Genomic DNA, 16,858 nt, shown 5'->3' on the forward strand with positions numbered 1-16,858 from the left:
ACCCCGCCGGCACCCCCGACGCGGCCGCGTCCGATGACTCGACCGGCGAGGCCACGACGCCGGCACGGGTGTGGGCCACGATGTCGCGCGGCAACGAGCGGTTCGTCGCCGGCACCCCGAAGCACCCGCGTCAAGACGTCGAGACGCGCGCCGAGCTCGCCCACCTGCAGACGCCGCGCGCGGCGCTGTTCGGCTGCAGCGACTCCCGGCTCGCGGCCGAGATCATCTTCGACCTCGGGCTCGGCGACCTCTTCGTCGTGCGGAACGCCGGCCAGGTCATCTCCGAGTCGGTGCTCGGCAGTCTCGAGTACGCCGTCGAGGTGCTCGGCGTGTCGCTGGTCGTCGTGCTCGGCCACGACGAGTGCGGCGCCGTGCGCGCGGCCATCGACTCGCAGCTCCCCGACGCCGCTCCCCTCCCGCCGCACATCCAGTCGCTCGTCTCGCAGATCGTCCCGGCCATCGCCGAGGTGCCCACCGAGCGGGCCGACGACGGCACGCTCCTCACGGCTCCGGATGCGGGTCTGGTCGGCAAGGCCCACCTCCGCGACACCGTGCGCCAGCTCCTGGAGTCCTCCGAGATCATTACCGAGGCGGTGGCCGAGGGTAGATTGGCCGTCGTCGGCGCGAACTACCGACTGGCCGAGGGCCGGGCCGTGCCCGACGTGGTGGTCGGCCAGATCTGATCCCGGGCGTCTCCGAGATCACGCGGATGCGCCCCTCCCGCTTCACACCAGAAATCACCGACTCCGGCGCCCGGCGCGTCGTGGTCACGAAGAAAGGACGACCACACAGTGGTGGACAACGCCTCCGGAGTCGACAGCTCGGCTTCCGGCACCCCGACCTCCGACAGCTCGACCTCCGGCTCCTCGACCGAGTACCGCATCGAGCACGACACCATGGGCGAGGTGCGGGTTCCCGCGTCGGCGCTCTACGGTGCGCAGACCCAGCGCGCGGTCGAGAACTTCCCCGTCTCGGGCAGCGTGCTCGAGCCGGCCCAAATCGCAGCCCTCGCCCGCATCAAGAAGGCCGCGGCCATCGCGAACGCGCGCCTCGGGGTGCTCGACCAGTCGATCTCCGACGCCATCGCCGGCGCGGCCGACCGGGTCGCTGCGGGCGAGTTCGACGGGGACTTCCCGATCGACGTCTACCAGACGGGTTCCGGCACCTCGTCGAACATGAACATGAACGAGGTGCTCGCCTCGCTCGCCAGCACGGCGCTCGGCTCGAAGGTGCACCCGAACGACCACGTCAACGCCTCGCAGTCCTCGAACGACGTCTTCCCCACCTCGGTGCACGTCGCCGTGACCGGTGCGCTGATCCACGACCTCATCCCCTCGCTCGAGCACCTCGCGGAGGCGCTGGAGGAGAAGGCGGTGCTCTGGAAGACCGCCGTGAAGTCGGGCCGCACCCACCTGATGGACGCGACGCCCGTCACCCTCGGCCAGGAGTTCGGCGGCTACGCCTCGCAGATCCGCCTCGGCATCGAGCGCGTGCAGAGCGCCCTCCCCCGCGTCGCCGAGGTGCCGCTCGGCGGCACCGCCGTCGGCACGGGCATCAACACCCCCGCCGGCTTCCCGCAGCTGGTCATCTCGCTGCTCGCCGAGGAGACCGGCCTGCCGATCACCGAGGCCCGCGACCACTTCGAGGCGCAGGGCGCCCGCGACTCCCTCGTCGAGGCCTCGGGCGCGCTCCGCGTGCTCGCCGTGTCGCTCACCAAGATCTGCAACGACCTCCGCTGGATGGGCTCCGGCCCGAACACCGGCATCGGCGAGCTGCACATCCCCGACCTGCAGCCCGGCTCGTCGATCATGCCCGGCAAGGTGAACCCGGTCATCCCCGAGGCCGTGCTGATGGTGTGCTCTCGGGTCATCGGCAACGACGCCTCGATCGCCTGGTCGGGAGCTTCCGGAGCGTTCGAGCTGAACGTCGCCATCCCGGTGATGGGCACGGCGCTGCTGGAGTCGATCCGCCTGCTGTCGAACTCGGCCGTGCTGCTGGCCGACAAGACGGTCACGGGCCTCGAGGCGAACCTCGAGCGCGCTCGCGCCCTCGCCGAGTCGTCGCCGTCGATCGTCACGCCGCTGAACCGCGTGATCGGCTACGAGGCGGCGGCGAAGATCGCCAAGCACTCGGTGGCCAAGGGCATCACCGTGCGCGAGGCCGTCATCGACCTCGGCTTCGTCGAGCGCGGCGAGGTCACCCTCGAGCAGCTCGACACCGCGCTCGACGTGCTCTCGATGACGGCACCCCCCGCCGCCAAGTAGCCTCAGGCGGCGAAAAGCGCGAGCGAGGGCAGCAGCCCGAGCCAGAACCCTCCGAGAAGGGCCGGACCCACTGGGATCCGGCCCTTCTCGCCGTCTGCGCGGCCGGCGCCACGGCCACCGCCACCGGCACCGGCACCGACACCGACACCGCTACAGCCACCGCCACCGCCACCGCCACCGCCCGTAGTGGCGCTGACCAGATTCGCCAGCACCAGGGCGGCGACGCAGAACGCGACTCGCACGGTCGCACCACCGTCAGCCCCCTGCACGAGCGCCAGCAGCCCCGCCAGGAGCAGCACGAGCTTCACGTCGCCCATGCCGAGCACGCCGAGCGCCCAGAGCACCACAGCAGTGGCGCCCACCGCGAGGGCGACAGCGGCGGCTCCGAGCGCCACAGGCGGGTCGTGCAGCCCCACCGCCACAAGCGCCCAGGCCAGCAGCACCAGCCCCGGCACCAGGTGAGCGTTCGGGAGACGCCCGGCCCGAGCATCCGCCACCGCCAGCGGCACGCTGACGAGACCCAGGTAGAGGAACGGCACCGAGACAGGCAGGAGCTGCATGCCGCCACGGTAGGTGCTGCAACGGCGACGAGGGCGGCGGCTCCGCAGGCTGTGCAGAACCACCGCCCCCGACGGGATGGTGCAGGAAAGGCCGGGCTACGCCAGCTCGTTCGACTCCAGCATCTCGGTGACGAGCGCCGCGATGGCCGAGCGCTCCGAGCGGGTCAGCGTGATGTGCCCGAAGAGCGAGTGGCCCTTCAGCGTCTCGATCACGCTGGCGACGCCGTCGTGCCGGCCCACGCGCAGATTGTCGCGCTGGGCGACGTCGTGGGTGAGCACGACCCGCGAGTTCTGGCCGATGCGCGAGAGCACGGTCAGCAGCACGTTGCGCTCCAGCGATTGCGCCTCGTCGACGATCACGAAGGCGTCGTGCAGCGAGCGTCCGCGGATGTGCGTCAGCGGCAGCACCTCGAGCATCCCGCGGTCGATCACCTCGTCGAGCACGTTCTGCGACACCAGCGAGCCCAGGGTGTCGAAGACCGCCTGCGCCCAGGGGTTCATCTTCTCGGCAGCGTCACCCGGCAGGAACCCGAGCTCCTGGCCGCCCACCGCGTAGAGCGGACGGAACACCATGATCTTCTTGTGCTGCTGCTTCTCGAGCACGGCTTCGAGGCCCGCGCAGAGGGCGAGCGCCGACTTCCCCGTCCCCGCTCGACCTCCCAGCGACACGATGCCGACCTCGGGGTCGAGCAGCAGATCGATCGCCACACGCTGCTCGGCCGAGCGGCCGTGCAGCCCGAAGACGTCGCGGTCGCCGCGCACCAGCTGGAACGTGTCCCGTCCGGTGACGCGGCCGAGAGCCGAGCCACGGTCCGAGTGGATGACGAGGCCGGTGTTGATCGGCATGTCCCGCACGAGCGGCGTGGTGAGGCGTTCGTCGTCGTAGAGCGTCGACATCGCATCGGCTGAGAGCGTGATGTCGTCGAGCCCCGTCCAGCCGGAGTCGACGGCGAGCTCGGCCCGGTACTCCTCGGCGGCCAGGCCGATCGAGGCGGCCTTGACGCGCAACGGCAGGTCTTTCGAGACCACCGTGACGTTGAGGCCGTCGTTCGCCAGGTTCTGCGCCACGGCGAGGATACGCGTGTCGTTGTCGCCCAGCTGGAGCCCCGACGGCAGCACCGAGGTGTTGGAGTGGTTCAGCTCGACCCGGAGGCTTCCCCCCTCCGTGCCCACCGAGATCGGGAAGTCGAGCCGCTCGTGCTTGACCCGCAGCTCATCGAGGTTGCGCAGCGCCTGGCGGGCGAAGTAGCCGATCTCGGGGTCGTTGCGCTTGGACTCGAGTTCGGTGATCACGATCACCGGGAGGACCACGGCGTGCTCGGCGAACCGGAAAATCGCCTTCGGATCAGACAGAAGAACCGAGGTGTCCAGTACGTAGGTCACCTCGGCGGTCGTGGTCGAACTCGGTGCGGTGGTGCTGGGTGCTGCGTCCTCTCCGGTGCTGGTCCCGCTGGTCTTGTGAGTCATGGGCTCGGCCACATCCACTCCAACCCCGAGCGCTCGGCGCTCGGATCATCAGGCGATTCGGCCACGGTGGAGATCGTCGAAACGTACTTATGTGGCCGTCTCGATCAGGCGCCATGCCTGATGTGTCGAACCTACGTCCGATGGCGGGGGCGTGGGTTACGACACGCATCACAAAAGATTAACGGTGTGTTACACGGGTGTAATTCAGCTGCCGAAGCGACGCTGCCGCCGCGAGTAGTCGCGCAGCGCCCGCAGGAAGTCGACCTCGCGCACATCCGGCCCGAGCGCCTCCATGAAGTAGAACTCGCTGTGCGCCGACTGCCAGAGCATGAAGTCGCTGAGGCGCTGCTCGCCCGAGGTGCGGATGACCAGGTCGGGGTCGGGCTGGCCGCCCGTGTAGAGGTGCTCGGCGATGATGTCCTGGTCGATGGCCGCCTCGAGCTCGTCCAGCCCGTGACCGAGGCCGCGGTGCTTCTGGATGATGCTGCGGACCGCGTCCGCGATCTCCGAGCGCCCGCCGTAGCCGACCGCGAGGTTGACGTGGAGGCCCTTCCGCGAGGCGGTGCGCGCCTCGGCGCCGTCGAGCGCGGCGATCAGCGGCTCGGGCAAGCCCTCGTTCGTGCCCACGTGCTTGACCCGCCAGTCGCGGTAGCGCGAGATGTCGTCGGCGAGGTCGGCGATGATCTCGATCAACTCGGTGAGCTCGGCGCCGGAGCGGTTGCTCAGGTTGTCCGTCGAGAGAAGGTAGAGCGTGACGACCTCGATGCCCAGGTCGTCGCACCAGACGAGGAACTCGCGGATCTTCGCCGCGCCGGCCCGGTGTCCGTGGGCGGCGGTCTCGAGCATCCGCTGCTTGGCCCACCGGCGATTGCCGTCGAGGATCATGGCGACGTGCTTCGGCAGCACCGCGCCGCTGTCGAGACGCTTGCGGATGCGCCGCTGGTAGAGACGGTAGAGGAGGCCCTTCGCGACCCGCTTCTGTCCATTCGGCACATCGATACGTTACCCGCTCGCGCCGCCCGCCGCCTGCCGCCGCTCCCAGCCGGCGAACCCGCGGGCTGGCGTACTCTGAGCAGCATGCCCGAGCTCGACTCCGTACCGCCCACCGGCCCCCGCCGCGACGACCCGGCCGACGGCGGGCCCGACCTGCCGAACATCCCGCTGCTCGACGACGCGCTCGAGCACCCGCCGGTCGAGCAGAAGCCGAGCTGGCGCGGCTGGATCCACGCGGGCACCTTCCCGGTCACCATCGTCGCGGGCATCGTGCTGATCTCGCTCGCCGAGGGCGCGGCGGCGAAGTGGGCGAGCGCGGTGTTCATGCTCACGTCGATGCTGCTGTTCGGCAACTCGGCGCTGTATCACCGCATCGACTGGAAGCCGAAGACGAAGCTGCTGTTCAAGCGCATCGACCACGCGAACATCTTCCTGTTGATCGCCGGCACCTACACGCCCATCGCCGTGCTCGCCCTGCCGCCAGCGCAGGGCACGCTGCTGCTCGTGATCGTGTGGGCCGGGGCCCTCCTCGGCATCGGCTTCCGCGTGTTCTGGATCGGGGCGCCGCGCTGGCTCTACGTCATCCTCTACCTGGCGCTCGGCTGGGCCGCGGTGGCGTACCTCGGCGACATCTACGCGGTGAACCCGGCCACCATGATCCTCGTGGCCGCCGGCGGGCTCGCCTACACGGTGGGCGCCCTCGCCTACGCGCTCAAGCGGCCCAACCTCGTGCCGGGGCACTTCGGGTTCCACGAGCTCTTCCACACGCTCACCGTCGTGGCGTTCCTCTGCCACTGGACGGCCATGCTGCTGCTGGCGATCGACCCGCCGTTCAACGGCTAGGCGGCGCTGCTCTAGCGCTTCGGAGGGCCGGCCTTCGGGCCGGTGCCGTCGCCCGCGTCGTCGATGAGCGGATGCTCGGCAGCGCCCGCCCGCGAGGAGGGGTCGACCGTTCCATCGGCCACGCCGCCGCCCGCCGCGTCGCGCGCCGCGATCTCGGCCTCGAGCTCCTCGCGCACCTGGGCACGGAGGTTGACCCGCCGCACCCGGCGCACCATGTCGATGACGAGCAGCAGCGTGACGATGGCGATGCCGAACGTCACGATGAAGCCGATGATGCCCGGGGTGACGCTGTCGGGGTCGGGGATGCGCTCGTCGGCGAGGAACGCGCCCACCGCGGTGGCGACCGTGCTGCCCGCACCGGCGGGGGCGGTGAAGATCGTCATTCGCTGTCCTCGATCCCGTCGAACAGGTCGGTCTCCTCGGCCGGCCCGTCGATGCGGGACTCGATCAGCTGGAAGTCCTCATACGGCCACGCCCGGCGCTGGATGTCGTTCGGCCAGAAGAAGAAGGGGTGGTCGGGAGCGACCTGGCTGGCGTGCGCCCGCAGCGCACGGTCGCGCACGTCGAAGAAGTCGCCCGCAGGGATCTGCACGACCGTGTAGCTCGGCCGGTCTTTCATGCGCTCGCGCATCTCGGCGACCTGGGCGAGGAACGGATGCTCGGGCTCCTCCTCCTCCTCGAGCGCCTTCGCCACGGCCTCGAACTTCTCGGGGTTCATGATGCGGTCGTAGTAGAGCTTCGAGATCTGCCAGGCCGGGCCGGCCTCGGGGTAGGCGGCCGGGTCGCCGGCGGTCTCCCACGCGCGCATCGAGATCTCGTGGCAGCGGATGTGGTCGGCGTGCGGATAGCCGCCGATCTCGTCGTAGGTGATGAGCACGTGCGGGCGGAACTCGCGCACGGCCTTCACGAGCGGCGCGGTCTCGATGTCGATCGGCAGCACGCCGAAGGAGTTCACGGGCAGCGAGTCGCCCGAGCCGGGCTCGACGTAGCCGGAGTCGGCGTAGCCCAGCCAGCGGTGCTGGAAGCCCACCGCATCCTGAGCCGCGGCCATCTCGACGCGGCGGAGGCCAGCCATGTCGCGCTCGGCCCAGAGGCGCGGCTCGAGGCCCTCGTTCAGCACCGAGCCCCGCTCGCCGCCGGTGCAGCTGACCACCATCACCTCGACACCGCGGTCGAGGTAGTAGGCGTAGGTGGCGGCGCCTTTGCTCGACTCGTCGTCGGGATGCGCGTGCACGGCCATGAGGCGAAGCGTCAGTGGTCTCAACTCCTCGTCGATTGCGATTAGCCTGGAATGAGGCAGGAGCCTGTGGAAACCAGGCCAGATCAAGACTAATCGGTCCATCCGACAGTGGGTCCCAGGGAGGGCGCGTGAGCAGGCGAGCGGCCAGCGACGAGGAGCGTGAGGACGGAGCCTCCTTCGCCCCCGCGCCCGTGCCGCGGTCCGGTGACGCCGCCGACTCCCCCGCCCTCGCCGAGCGCTACGGGCGCACCCGGGCCCGCCTCGCCGGCCGACGACTGCTCGCGTGGATCGCCGGCGGCGCCGTCGCCGTGGTGCTCGTGGTCTGGGTGGTCTGGGCCGGGCTCGACGGCACGAACGCCACCATCGCCACGCAGGACACGGCGCACGAGGTGCTCGACGCCCGCAGCGTGCGGGTCGAGTTCGACGTCACGGTGCCCACGGGCACGACGGCGGGGTGCGTGGTGCAGGCCCTCAACGACCGCTTCGCGGTGGTGGGCTGGAAGGTCATCGAGCTGCCCGCCTCCGAGAACCCGACGCGGTCGTTCACCGAGGTCGTGCGCACCAGTGAGATGGCCTCGACGGGTTTGATTTCCAGCTGCTGGCTCACATAGTCTTTCCTGATCGTCCGGGCCGGGTGGCTCGGGCGTCCGCATGTTCGAGGAAGGCACTCCATGGCTGACGACACGCAGGTCACCTGGCTGACGCAGGAGGCGTTCGACCGCCTCACGAACGAGCTCGAGGAGCTCAGCGGACCGGGCCGGCTCGAGATCGCCAAGCGCATCGAGCAGGCGCGCGAGGAGGGCGACCTCAAGGAGAACGGCGGCTACCACGCCGCGAAGGACGAGCAGGGCAAGATGGAGGCGCGCATCCGTCAGCTCACGCAGCTGCTGCGCACCGCCCAGGTCGGCGAGAAGCGCGAGAGCCACGGCGAGGTCGAGCCGGGCGTCGTCGTCACCGCGCTGGTCGCGGGCGGCGAGGAGCGCTTCCTCCTCGGCAGCCGCGAGATCGCGGGCAACGCCGATCTCGACGTCTACAGCGAGCAGAGCCCGCTCGGCGCGGCCATCATCGGCCTGAAGATCGGCGAGAAGACCACCTACACGGCCCCCAACGGCCGCGACATCACGGTCGAGATCACCGACGTCGAGACCTTCAACGGCTGACCCGCACCTGACCGCACGGGCGGCACGAGCCCACGGGCGCCCGGGTACGGGCCCGACCTGACCGCTCGGGCGGCACGAGCCTCACGGGCGCACGCGCCCCGGAAGGCCGCGGGCCTGCGCTCCTACTCGTCGACGCGCACCTCGTAGCCCGCGTCGCGGAGCTTCGCCACGACCTGGTCGCGGTGCTCGGGGCCGCGGGTCTCGATGTGCAGCTCGAGCTCGACCTGGCTGATCTGCAGGCCCTTGCCGTGGCGCGTGTGCTGCACCTCGACCACGTTCGCGTTCGCCTCGGCGACGAGCTCGGCCGTGCGGGCCAGCTGGCCGGGGCGGTCGGGCAGCATGATGCGGAGCTTGAGGTAGCGGTCGCTCGCCGCGAGCCCGTGGCTGATCACGCGCTGCATCAGCAGCGGGTCGATGTTGCCGCCCGAGAGCACGGTGACCGTCGTGCCCGCGTTCTTCACCTTGCCCGCGAGGATGGCCGCGACGCCGACGGCGCCGGCCGGCTCGACGACCTGCTTGGCACGCTCGAGCAGCAGGAGCAGGGCCCGCGCGGTGTCGGCCTCCGACACGGTGACGACCTCGTCGACCAGCTCGCGGATGATCGTGAAGTTCAGAAGGCCCGGGCGGGCGACCTGGATGCCGTCGGCGATCGTCGGCATGGTGACGATCGAGACGGCCTCCCCCGCGGCGAGCGAGGGCGGGTAGGCGGCGGCGTTCTCGGCCTGCACACCCACGATGCGGATGCTGCGCCCCTGCGCCGCGGCCTGCTGCTTGGCGGCGGCCGCGATGCCGGCGATCAGCCCGCCGCCCCCGATGGGCACGACCAGGGTGTCGGCATCCGGAACCTGGTCGAGGATCTCGAGCCCCAGCGTCGCCTGGCCCATCACGACGTCGAAGTGGTCGAACGGCGGGATGATGACGGCACCGGTCGCCTGCGAGAACTCGGCCGCGGCGCCGAGCGCCTCCTCCACCGAGTGGCCGCGCAGGATGACCTCGGCGCCGTACGCCCGGGTGGCTTGGAGCTTCGGCAGGGGCACGCCGATCGGCATGAAGATGGTGGCGGCGATGCCGAGCTCGCGCGCCGCGAAGGCGACGCCCTGGGCGTGGTTGCCGGCCGAGGCCGCCACGACACCGCGCGACTTCTCGGCGTCGCTGAGCGCCGAGATGCGGTTGTAGGCGCCACGGATCTTGTACGACCCCGTGCGCTGCAGGTTCTCGCACTTGAGGTACACCGGCGAGCCGATGATCTCGGCGAGGAACCGCGAGCTCTCCATCGGCGTCACCTGGGCGACCTGCGAGACACGGACGCGCGCCTCCTCGATCTCGAGGAGCGACGGGTAGGCGAGCCGCGTGGGGGAATCAGTCATGGGCGGGTGGGTCCTTCGGTTCAGGATGCGCGGCTTCAGGATGCGCGGGAGCGGCCGGGGCTGAAGCGGCCGGGGCGGCGGCGCCGCCGCCCACCGGCGGGCCGCCCTCGGGCGGCGCGACCGCCGGCGTGAGGCCGGCGGCACGATCGTCCCGCCAGCTCACCCCAGCGATGTAGTTCACCATCACGTTCAGCGTCGCGACCACGGGCACCGCGAAGAACGCCCCCGCGATCCCGGCGACCATCGACCCGCCCGCCACCGACAGCACGACGGCCAGCGGGTGGATGCGCACCGCGGTGCCCATGATGAACGGCTGCAGCACGTGCCCCTCGATCTGCTGCACGAGCAGCACCACCCCGAGCATGATCAGCGCGATCACCCACCCGTTGTAGACCAGCGCGATGAACACGGCGACGGCGCCGGTCAGCACCGCGCCGATGATCGGGATGAACGACCCCAGGAACACCAGCACCGCGATCGGGATCGCGAGCGGCACCTGCAGGATGGCCGCCCCGATGCCGATGCCGAGCGCGTCGATCGACGCCACCAGGATCTGCACCTTCACGAAGTTCTGCAGCGTCTGCCACCCGGTGCGCCCCGCCCCGTCGGTGGCCGCGCGGGCCTTGCGCGGGAACAGGCGCACGACCCAGCGCCAGATGCGCTCCCCGTCGATCAGGATGAAAAGCGTCGCGAAGAGCGTCAGCAGCACACCCGTGAGCACGTGCCCGATGCTCGAGCCCACCGCGGCGGCCCCCGAGATGAGCATGCCGCTGTCCTGCTGCACCGCGTCCCAGATCTGGGTGACGTAGCCGTTGAAGTCGCTCTCGGAGATCTGCAGCGGCGACGAGGCCAGCCAGGACTTCAGCTCGTTGTACGAGGTCATCGACTGCGAGCGCAGGTCGGCGAAGCCCGACGACACCTGGGTCGCGACGAGGAAGATGAGCGCGGCGACCACCACGAGGGTGCCCACCTCGGCAGTCACGATGGCGAGCCACGAGGGCCACCGGTGCCGCACCAGGAAGTTCTTGAACGGCACCAGCAGCGCCGACAGCACGACCGCGAGCATCACCGGGATGATCAGCAGCCGCAGCTGGATGATCAGGAAGACGAGCACCGCGAGCACGCCCAGCACCACGAGGATGCGCCACGACCAGGCGCCCGCGATCTGCATGCCGGCGGGCACGGAGTCCAGTGCGTCCCGACGGGTCCTGCCCGGTTCCTTCTCGGCCATAGGGGTCAGTCTAAGAGCGGTCGTATGCGTTCGCCCGCATGCAGGGCACTACTCCCAGCGGGACACCGCCACGGGCGCTCCGTCGAACTCCAGCACGACCCGCTCGTCGACCGCGCAGACGAGGTTCGCGGGGTGCTGCACCGTGAGCACGGTGCCGTCCTCGAGGGCCACCGTGGTGCGGCGGTACGAGCCCAGGAAGCTCGTCGAGACGACCTCGGCGGGTACGGCCCCGGCCGAGGCGGGGGTTCCGGATGCTCCGCCCGACGCCCGGGCCAGCCGGATGTCCTCGGGCCGCACGAACGCCACGACCTCACCGTCGGGCTGGGAGGGGTCGATCAGCGGCAGCCGCACCGTGCCGAGCTGCACCGTCCCGCCGGACACCGAGCCGCGCATCCGGTTGCTCGACCCCACGAATTCGGCCACGAACGGCGTCGCCGCGCGGGAGTAGATCTCGTCGGGCGCGCCGATCTGCTCGATCTGCCCGGAGCGCATCACCGCGACCCGGTCGGCGGCCGCGAGGGCCTCCTCCTGGTCGTGGGTGACGAAGACGGTGGTGATGCCGAACTCCTGCTGGATGCGGCGGATCTCGTCGCGGAGCTGCACGCGCACCCGGGCGTCCAGCGCCGAGAGCGGCTCGTCGAGCAGCAGCACGCGGGGCTCCGTGACGAGCGCGCGGGCGAGGGCGACACGCTGCTGCTGGCCGCCCGAGAGCTCGTGGGCGTAGCGCCCGCCGAAGCCGCCGAGGCCGACCATCTCGAGGGCGTCGCCCGCTCGGAGGCGTCGCTCGTCGGCGGGCACCCGGCGCATCCGGAGACCGAACTCGACGTTGGCGAGCGCCGTCATGTGCGGGAAGAGGGAGTACGACTGGAACACCATGCCGATGTCGCGGGAGCGCGCGGGCAGGCCCGAGACGTCGGAGCCGTCGATCAGCACGGTGCCGTCGGTGGCGCTCTCGAGCCCGGCGAGCACGCGCAGGGCGGTCGTCTTGCCGCAGCCCGAGGGGCCGAGCAGGGCGACCAGCTCGCCGGGCTCGATCACCAGGTCGATGCCGTCGAGGGCGCGGGCGCCGCCGGCGAACTCCTTGACGATGCCGCGGAGCTCGACGCGGGAGCCGGTGCTGCGGGGCTCGTCGAGCACCGGGGTGGCGGATCGCGGGGGCGAGAGGGTCATCGGAGGGCTGCTTCCTGGGTCGTGGGCTCGGCGGCGCCGGTGGCCGGAGCGAGCGGGGTGGTGGGCGCCGCCGGGGCGGAGGGAGGGGCCGTGCGTCGACGCCGGGAACCCGGGCCGCCACCGATGCGCCCGATGGCGACGAGCAGGACGAAGGCGAACACGAGCGCCAGCAGGGCGATGATCACGGCGATGTAGGGGTCGGCCTTCGAGACGACGACGAGGGCGGTCTGCAGGTTGACCCGGTTGAGGAGGGCCGCGATCGTGTACTCGCCGAGCACCACGGCGACGGCGATGAACGCGGCGGCGAGCAGGCCCCGTCGGATGTTCGGCACCACGATCCGGAACAGGATCGTTGCCCAGCCGGCTCCGAGCGATCGCGCCGCCTCGCTGAGGGTCACGACGTCGACGGCCTGCAGGTTCGCCTGGATGGAGCGGTAGGCGTAGGGCAGCACGATGACGCCGTAGGCGAAGGCCAGGGTCCAGACACCGCTGCCGAACATCCGCGCGACCACCGAGTAGACGGGGGCGAGCCCCACGACCAGCACGATCGCCGGGATGGTGATGGGCAGCAGGCAGACGAACTCGAGCACGCGCTGGAGCTTCGGAAAGCGGATGCGCACCAGCACCATCGTCGGCACCAGCAGCACGAGCATCACCGCCACCGTCACCACGGCGAGCAGCAGCGAGTTCGTCAGGCCCGTGACGATGGGCTTGTACTCCCCCGTCAGACCGCCGCCGAACACCGCGGCCCAGCGGTCGAGGGTGTAGCCGCCGCCGAGTCCGCCGCGCAGAGTGAACTCGATCATCGAGGCGATGGGCACGAGGAAGAGCAGGCCGATCACGGCGACGATGACCCAGCGCGTGGCCGTCGAGGGGCCCGGATGCACGCCCGACCGGTCGCGGCGGCTCACGGCTCGGGTGCCGGCCGTGTCGCGGGCGCTCATCGCACCCACCGCGCGGTGCGCCGCATCAGCAGCGAGTAGAGGGTCATCACGACGACCATCACCACGATCATCCCGAGCGCCAGGGAGCCGGCGAGGTTCTCGTGCCCGAGCACGGTCTCGCTGGTCAGGGCGCTGCGGATCTGCAGGGGCACGATCTGCGAGCCCTGGCTCGTCAGCGCGGCCGCTGTGGCGAAGGAGGAGAAGGCGTTCGCGAACAGCAGCAGCAGGCTGCCGAGGAAGGAGGGCAGCAGCACGGGCAGGCCGATGTGGCGCCAGTAGCTGCCGATGCCGCCGCCGAGCATCGCGGTCGCCTCGGCCCACTGGGGCTTCAGGCTCTCGAGCGCGGGCGAGAAGGTGATGATCATCAGGGGCACCTGGAAGTAGATGTAGGGCAGGATCAGGCCCGGCACGTCGTAGAGCCAGACGCCGTTCGCGAAGATGTCGACGCCGAGGCGGTCACGCAGGAGCACGGTGATCATGCCCTGGATGCCGATGGTCGCGACGAAGGCGAAGGCCAGCATCACGCCGCCGAACTGGGCGAGCACACCGCTCGCGGCATCGACGACCGAGCGCAGGATGCCCGTGGGCTTCGCACCGATGAGCGCGTAGCAGAACAGGGCGCCGACGAGGGCGCCGACCACGGCCGTCAGGGCCGAGAGCCAGAGCGAGTTGCCGAAGGTGGCGAGGAGCACGGGGTTGCCGAGGGCGGTGATGTTGTCGAGCGTGAACGCGCCGTCGCCGTCGAAGAAGCCGGTGCCGACCGCGATGACGGTGGGCAGGGCGAGGAAGAGCAGGACGTAGGCCGTGAACGGCACGAGCCCGAGCACGCTCCCGCTCCCGGCGAACCGGGAACGGGAGCGTGCGCGGGGCAGGGTGGTAGAGGTCACTGGACCGCCGACGCCCACTTCTCGCCGAGCAGGGTCGAGGCGGCCTCGGCCTGGTCGGCGTCGGGAACGACGGTGTCGCCCGGGACGGTCGGCAGGGCCTTGAACAGGTCCTCGTCGATCGTGCCGGCCTCGGCCATGGCCTCGGCGCGCACGGGGCGGGCGCCGCCGGCGAGCCAGAGGTTCTGGGCGTCGTCGCTGTAGAGGAACTCCTGCCAGAGGCGCGCGGCCGCCGGGTGCGGGGCGTCGACGTTCACGGCCTGGTTGTAGTAGCCCGCGTAGCCGGTGCCCGGGAGGATGGTGACCTTCCAGTTGCGCTGGCCCTCGAGGTCCTTGCCGTAGCCGACGTTGAGGTAGTCCCAGTCGAAGACGACGGGGGTCTCACCGGAGGCGATGGTGGCCGGGGTCGGGTCGATCTTCACGAAGTTGCCGGCCTTCTGCAGCTCGCCGAAGAAGTCGATGCCGGGCTGGAAGTCGTCGACCGAGCCGCCGTTCTGCACCGCGGCGAGACCGACCGCGGCGAAGGCCGCACCGGCCTGGGTCGGATCGCCGTTGATGGCGACCTTGCCCTTGTAGTCGGCGCCGAGCAGGTCGTCGAGGCTCTTGGGCTCGGGAACCGCGTCGGGGTCGTAGCCGATGGCCATGTATCCGCCGTAGTCGCCGGTCCAGAGGCCGGACTGCTCCTTCAGGGCCTCGGGGATCTCGTCCCAGGTGGCGACCTGGTAGGGGGCGAACTGGTCGGTGCTGGCGAGGGCCACCGCGGCGCCCACGTCGAAGACGTCGGGGGCGGTGTCCTGGCCGGCCAGGTTCTCGGCGGCCTGGATCTCCTCGGCGCTGGACGCGTCGGGGGTGGCCTCGTTGATCGTGATCTCGGGGTACTTCTCGGCGAAGGCGTCGAGCACGGCGCCGTAGTTCGCCCAGTCGCGGGGCAGCGCGATGACGTTCAGCGCGCCCTCCGCCTTGGCGGCCTCCTCGAGGCCCTCCAGGCCGCCGAAGGCGTCGAGGTTCGTGGCGGTGGCGGCGTCGACCGAGCCGCCGTCGGTGCTGGAGCCGCCGGAGGCGGAGGCGTCGGCGGAGCAGCCGGCGAGGCCGAGGGCGAGGGCTGCGGCGACGGCGGTGCCGGCGAGCGCGAGGCGCTTGGTGAGCAAGGGTTCTCCTTCATCGGGTTTTCGTGCTTCGGGTGTTCTTGTCTTCGTGTCTTCTTGGTGACCTCTGGACAGTAGGAGCGCCGGGCGACCCCGCGCCGTCTCCGCCGTGAACCGATGGTGAACGACTGATGTCGGTGGCGATGGGTAGGGTTCTGATGTGGCCGATGACCTGTCCCCCGCACTCGCCCGGCGAGTCGCTCTCGCCGCCCAGGGCTTCGGCGGAGCATCCGTCGCCGTGCCCGGCACCCGCCAGTTCAACCTGCTGCTCGGGCGCCTCGCCCTGCTGCAGATCGACTCGGTGAACGTCTACGAGCGCAGCCACTACCAGCCCGTGTTCGCGCGGCTCGGCGGCTACGACAAGGCGGTGCTCGACGGGGTCACCTATGGGCGCGGGGTCACCGAGTACTGGGCGCACGAGGCGTCGTTCCTGCCGGTGGCGACGCTGCCGCTGCTGCAGTGGCGCAAAGACGAGTACCGCGACTACTACGCCGCCCGACCCGACTCGTGGGCCGCGTCGAACGGGGCGACGCTCGACTGGCTGCGCGCCGAGCTCGCGGCGCGCGGGCCCCTGCGGGCGAGCGAGATCGAGCACGAGTCGAACCGGCGGCAGGGGCCGTGGTGGGGCTGGTCCGACGTCAAGCGCGGGCTCGAGACGCTGTTCCGGCAGGGCGACGTGGTGTCGGCGGGGCGGCAGCGGTTCGAGCGGGTGTACGGGCTGCCGGCGCAGGTGCTGCCGCCGGCCATCCTGGACGCTGCTGCGTCGGTCTCGCGGGGCGATGCCGTCGCGTCGCTGGTGTCGCAGTCGGCGCGGGCACTCGGGGTCGGCACGCTCGGTGACATCGCCGACTACTTCCGGTTGAAGCAGGCGGATGCGCGTTCCGCCGTCTCCCGCCTGGTCGACACGGGCGAGCTGCGGCCGGTCACGGTTCCGGGCTGGAACCGTGAGGCCTGGCTGCACCGCGACGCGCGGCTCCCGCGGCGCCTGGAGGCGGCCGCCCTCCTCTCCCCCTTCGACCCCGTGGTGTGGCGGCGGGAGCGGGCGCTCCGCATGTTCGACTTCCACTACCGCATCGAGATCTACACGCCGCAGCCGCAGCGCACCTACGGCTACTACGTGCTGCCGGTGCTGATCGACGACCGCATCCCGGCCCGCCTCGACCTCAAGAGCGACCGGCAGGCGGGTGTGCTCCGCGTGCAGGCGGCCTGGGCCGAGCCGAACCTTCTCGCCGGGGACGTCCCGCGCATCGCCGCCCTCCTCCGCGCGGCGGCCGCCTGGCAGAACCTCCCCGCCATCGCGGTGGCCCCCCGCGGCACCCTCGCTCCCGCCCTCACCGCCGCCCTGGCCTGAGCCACCCTCGCGCCCTGGCCTGAGCCGCGAGTGGTCACTTCTGGCGCGAAACTCCGACGCATCGCGCCAAAACTGACCACTCGCCCACAACACCGCCCTGGAGTGAGCCGCGACTGGTCACTTCTGGCCCCAAACACTGACCCTTGGCGCCAAACCTGACCACTCGCGAGATGGTAGGGGTTGGTGCATTGCGCCGAGACCGCGCGGCCCAAGGTCGGGCGGGCGGGGCCCGGGTCGGG

The 16,858-nt window shown here is 71.0% G+C and carries 17 protein-coding genes; 6 read left to right on the forward strand and 11 right to left on the reverse strand.

Features of this window, described 5'->3' with window-relative positions:
* The first annotated feature begins 80 nt into the window (after positions 1–80).
* Entirely contained in the window at positions 81–683 is a 603-nt protein-coding gene (locus HQQ85_RS05590) for a carbonic anhydrase (RefSeq protein WP_173181742.1), read from the forward strand.
* Positions 684–881: 198 nt separating this feature from the next.
* Positions 882–2,264 (forward strand): class II fumarate hydratase, encoded by a 1,383-nt coding sequence (locus tag HQQ85_RS05595; RefSeq protein WP_371741799.1) that lies wholly within the window; start codon positions 882–884, stop codon positions 2,262–2,264.
* A gap of 2 nt (positions 2,265–2,266) precedes the next feature.
* Here HQQ85_RS05595 and HQQ85_RS05600 read toward each other — a convergent pair whose 3' ends face one another.
* The 3 genes from HQQ85_RS05600 to HQQ85_RS05610 form a co-directional block, all read right to left on the reverse strand.
* The gene (locus HQQ85_RS05600; RefSeq protein ID WP_173181459.1) at positions 2,267–2,824 is read right to left on the reverse strand and encodes a prepilin peptidase; all 558 of its coding nucleotides are present in this window, start codon (positions 2,822–2,824) and stop codon (positions 2,267–2,269) included.
* A gap of 96 nt (positions 2,825–2,920) precedes the next feature.
* Positions 2,921–4,291 carry a PhoH family protein gene (locus HQQ85_RS05605; RefSeq protein WP_173181460.1) on the reverse strand — a complete coding sequence of 457 codons (1,371 nt, stop codon included), beginning with the start codon at positions 4,289–4,291 and terminating at the stop codon, positions 2,921–2,923.
* A 204-nt stretch (positions 4,292–4,495) separates the two neighbouring features.
* The gene (locus HQQ85_RS05610) at positions 4,496–5,284 is read right to left on the reverse strand and encodes an isoprenyl transferase (protein ID WP_173181461.1); all 789 of its coding nucleotides are present in this window, start codon (positions 5,282–5,284) and stop codon (positions 4,496–4,498) included.
* Between the two features lie 84 nt (positions 5,285–5,368).
* Between HQQ85_RS05610 and HQQ85_RS05615 the strand changes: the two genes are divergently transcribed.
* On the forward strand, positions 5,369–6,127 hold the full coding sequence (locus tag HQQ85_RS05615; protein ID WP_173181462.1) for a hemolysin III family protein: 759 nt from the start codon (positions 5,369–5,371) through the stop codon (positions 6,125–6,127).
* An 11-nt stretch (positions 6,128–6,138) separates the two neighbouring features.
* On the opposite strand, the gene HQQ85_RS05620 is transcribed toward HQQ85_RS05615, so the two are convergent.
* Both HQQ85_RS05620 and mca read right to left on the reverse strand, forming a co-directional pair.
* The gene (locus tag HQQ85_RS05620) at positions 6,139–6,510 is read right to left on the reverse strand and encodes a hypothetical protein (RefSeq protein WP_173181463.1); all 372 of its coding nucleotides are present in this window, start codon (positions 6,508–6,510) and stop codon (positions 6,139–6,141) included.
* Positions 6,507–7,367 (reverse strand): mycothiol conjugate amidase Mca, encoded by an 861-nt coding sequence (mca, locus tag HQQ85_RS05625; RefSeq protein ID WP_173181464.1) that lies wholly within the window; start codon positions 7,365–7,367, stop codon positions 6,507–6,509. The genes HQQ85_RS05620 and mca overlap by 4 nt, the downstream gene beginning before the upstream one ends.
* Positions 7,368–7,495: 128 nt before the next feature.
* On the opposite strand from mca, the gene HQQ85_RS05630 reads away from it, so the two are divergent.
* Both HQQ85_RS05630 and greA read left to right on the forward strand, forming a co-directional pair.
* Positions 7,496–7,978, forward strand: coding sequence for a DUF4307 domain-containing protein (locus HQQ85_RS05630; RefSeq protein WP_173181465.1), 483 nt, complete (start codon positions 7,496–7,498; stop codon positions 7,976–7,978).
* 60 nt (positions 7,979–8,038) lie between these two features.
* A complete protein-coding gene (gene greA, locus HQQ85_RS05635; protein ID WP_173181466.1) occupies positions 8,039–8,527 on the forward strand; it encodes a transcription elongation factor GreA in 489 nt (162 codons plus the stop codon).
* Positions 8,528–8,649: 122 nt separating this feature from the next.
* On the opposite strand, the gene ilvA is transcribed toward greA, so the two are convergent.
* The 6 genes from ilvA to HQQ85_RS05665 are packed head-to-tail and all read right to left on the reverse strand — an operon-like array spanning position 8,650 to position 15,271.
* A complete protein-coding gene (gene ilvA, locus HQQ85_RS05640) occupies positions 8,650–9,894 on the reverse strand; it encodes a threonine ammonia-lyase (protein WP_173181467.1) in 1,245 nt (414 codons plus the stop codon).
* The gene (locus tag HQQ85_RS05645; protein WP_173181468.1) at positions 9,887–11,125 is read right to left on the reverse strand and encodes an AI-2E family transporter; all 1,239 of its coding nucleotides are present in this window, start codon (positions 11,123–11,125) and stop codon (positions 9,887–9,889) included. The genes ilvA and HQQ85_RS05645 overlap by 8 nt, the downstream gene beginning before the upstream one ends.
* Positions 11,126–11,173: 48 nt before the next feature.
* Positions 11,174–12,295: an ABC transporter ATP-binding protein gene (locus tag HQQ85_RS05650; protein ID WP_173181469.1), complete on the reverse strand. Its 1,122-nt coding sequence runs from the start codon at positions 12,293–12,295 to the stop codon at positions 11,174–11,176.
* Positions 12,292–13,239: an ABC transporter permease gene (locus HQQ85_RS05655; protein ID WP_173181470.1), complete on the reverse strand. Its 948-nt coding sequence runs from the start codon at positions 13,237–13,239 to the stop codon at positions 12,292–12,294. The genes HQQ85_RS05650 and HQQ85_RS05655 overlap by 4 nt, the downstream gene beginning before the upstream one ends.
* The gene (locus HQQ85_RS05660; RefSeq protein WP_371741776.1) at positions 13,236–14,126 is read right to left on the reverse strand and encodes an ABC transporter permease; all 891 of its coding nucleotides are present in this window, start codon (positions 14,124–14,126) and stop codon (positions 13,236–13,238) included. Before HQQ85_RS05660 ends, HQQ85_RS05655 begins: the two co-directional genes overlap by 4 nt.
* A complete protein-coding gene (locus tag HQQ85_RS05665; protein ID WP_173181471.1) occupies positions 14,123–15,271 on the reverse strand; it encodes an ABC transporter substrate-binding protein in 1,149 nt (382 codons plus the stop codon). The genes HQQ85_RS05660 and HQQ85_RS05665 overlap by 4 nt, the downstream gene beginning before the upstream one ends.
* 157 nt (positions 15,272–15,428) lie before the next feature.
* Between HQQ85_RS05665 and HQQ85_RS05670 the strand changes: the two genes are divergently transcribed.
* The gene (locus tag HQQ85_RS05670; RefSeq protein WP_173181472.1) at positions 15,429–16,619 is read left to right on the forward strand and encodes a DNA glycosylase AlkZ-like family protein; all 1,191 of its coding nucleotides are present in this window, start codon (positions 15,429–15,431) and stop codon (positions 16,617–16,619) included.
* Positions 16,620–16,858 lie beyond the last annotated feature (239 nt).

Origin of the sequence: Herbiconiux sp. VKM Ac-2851 (assembly GCF_013205105.1) — a bacterium.
Lineage (GTDB): Bacteria > Actinomycetota > Actinomycetes > Actinomycetales > Microbacteriaceae > Herbiconiux > Herbiconiux flava.

Bases quoted from the DNA above. Each gene is read 5' to 3' on its own strand.
- HQQ85_RS05655 (WP_173181470.1), bottom strand. From the start codon at position 13,239: ATGAGCGCCCGCGACACGGCCGGCACCCGAGCCGTGAGCCGCCGCGAC.
- mca (WP_173181464.1), bottom strand. From the start codon at position 7,367: ATGGCCGTGCACGCGCATCCCGACGACGAGTCGAGCAAAGGCGCCGCC.
- HQQ85_RS05605 (WP_173181460.1), bottom strand. From the start codon at position 4,291: ATGACTCACAAGACCAGCGGGACCAGCACCGGAGAGGACGCAGCACCC.
- HQQ85_RS05645 (WP_173181468.1), bottom strand. From the start codon at position 11,125: ATGGCCGAGAAGGAACCGGGCAGGACCCGTCGGGACGCACTGGACTCC.
- ilvA (WP_173181467.1), bottom strand. From the start codon at position 9,894: ATGACTGATTCCCCCACGCGGCTCGCCTACCCGTCGCTCCTCGAGATC.
- HQQ85_RS05600 (WP_173181459.1), bottom strand. From the start codon at position 2,824: ATGCAGCTCCTGCCTGTCTCGGTGCCGTTCCTCTACCTGGGTCTCGTC.
- HQQ85_RS05650 (WP_173181469.1), bottom strand. From the start codon at position 12,295: ATGACCCTCTCGCCCCCGCGATCCGCCACCCCGGTGCTCGACGAGCCC.
- HQQ85_RS05615 (WP_173181462.1), top strand. From the start codon at position 5,369: ATGCCCGAGCTCGACTCCGTACCGCCCACCGGCCCCCGCCGCGACGAC.
- HQQ85_RS05590 (WP_173181742.1), top strand. From the start codon at position 81: ATGTCGCGCGGCAACGAGCGGTTCGTCGCCGGCACCCCGAAGCACCCG.
- greA (WP_173181466.1), top strand. From the start codon at position 8,039: ATGGCTGACGACACGCAGGTCACCTGGCTGACGCAGGAGGCGTTCGAC.
- HQQ85_RS05620 (WP_173181463.1), bottom strand. From the start codon at position 6,510: ATGACGATCTTCACCGCCCCCGCCGGTGCGGGCAGCACGGTCGCCACC.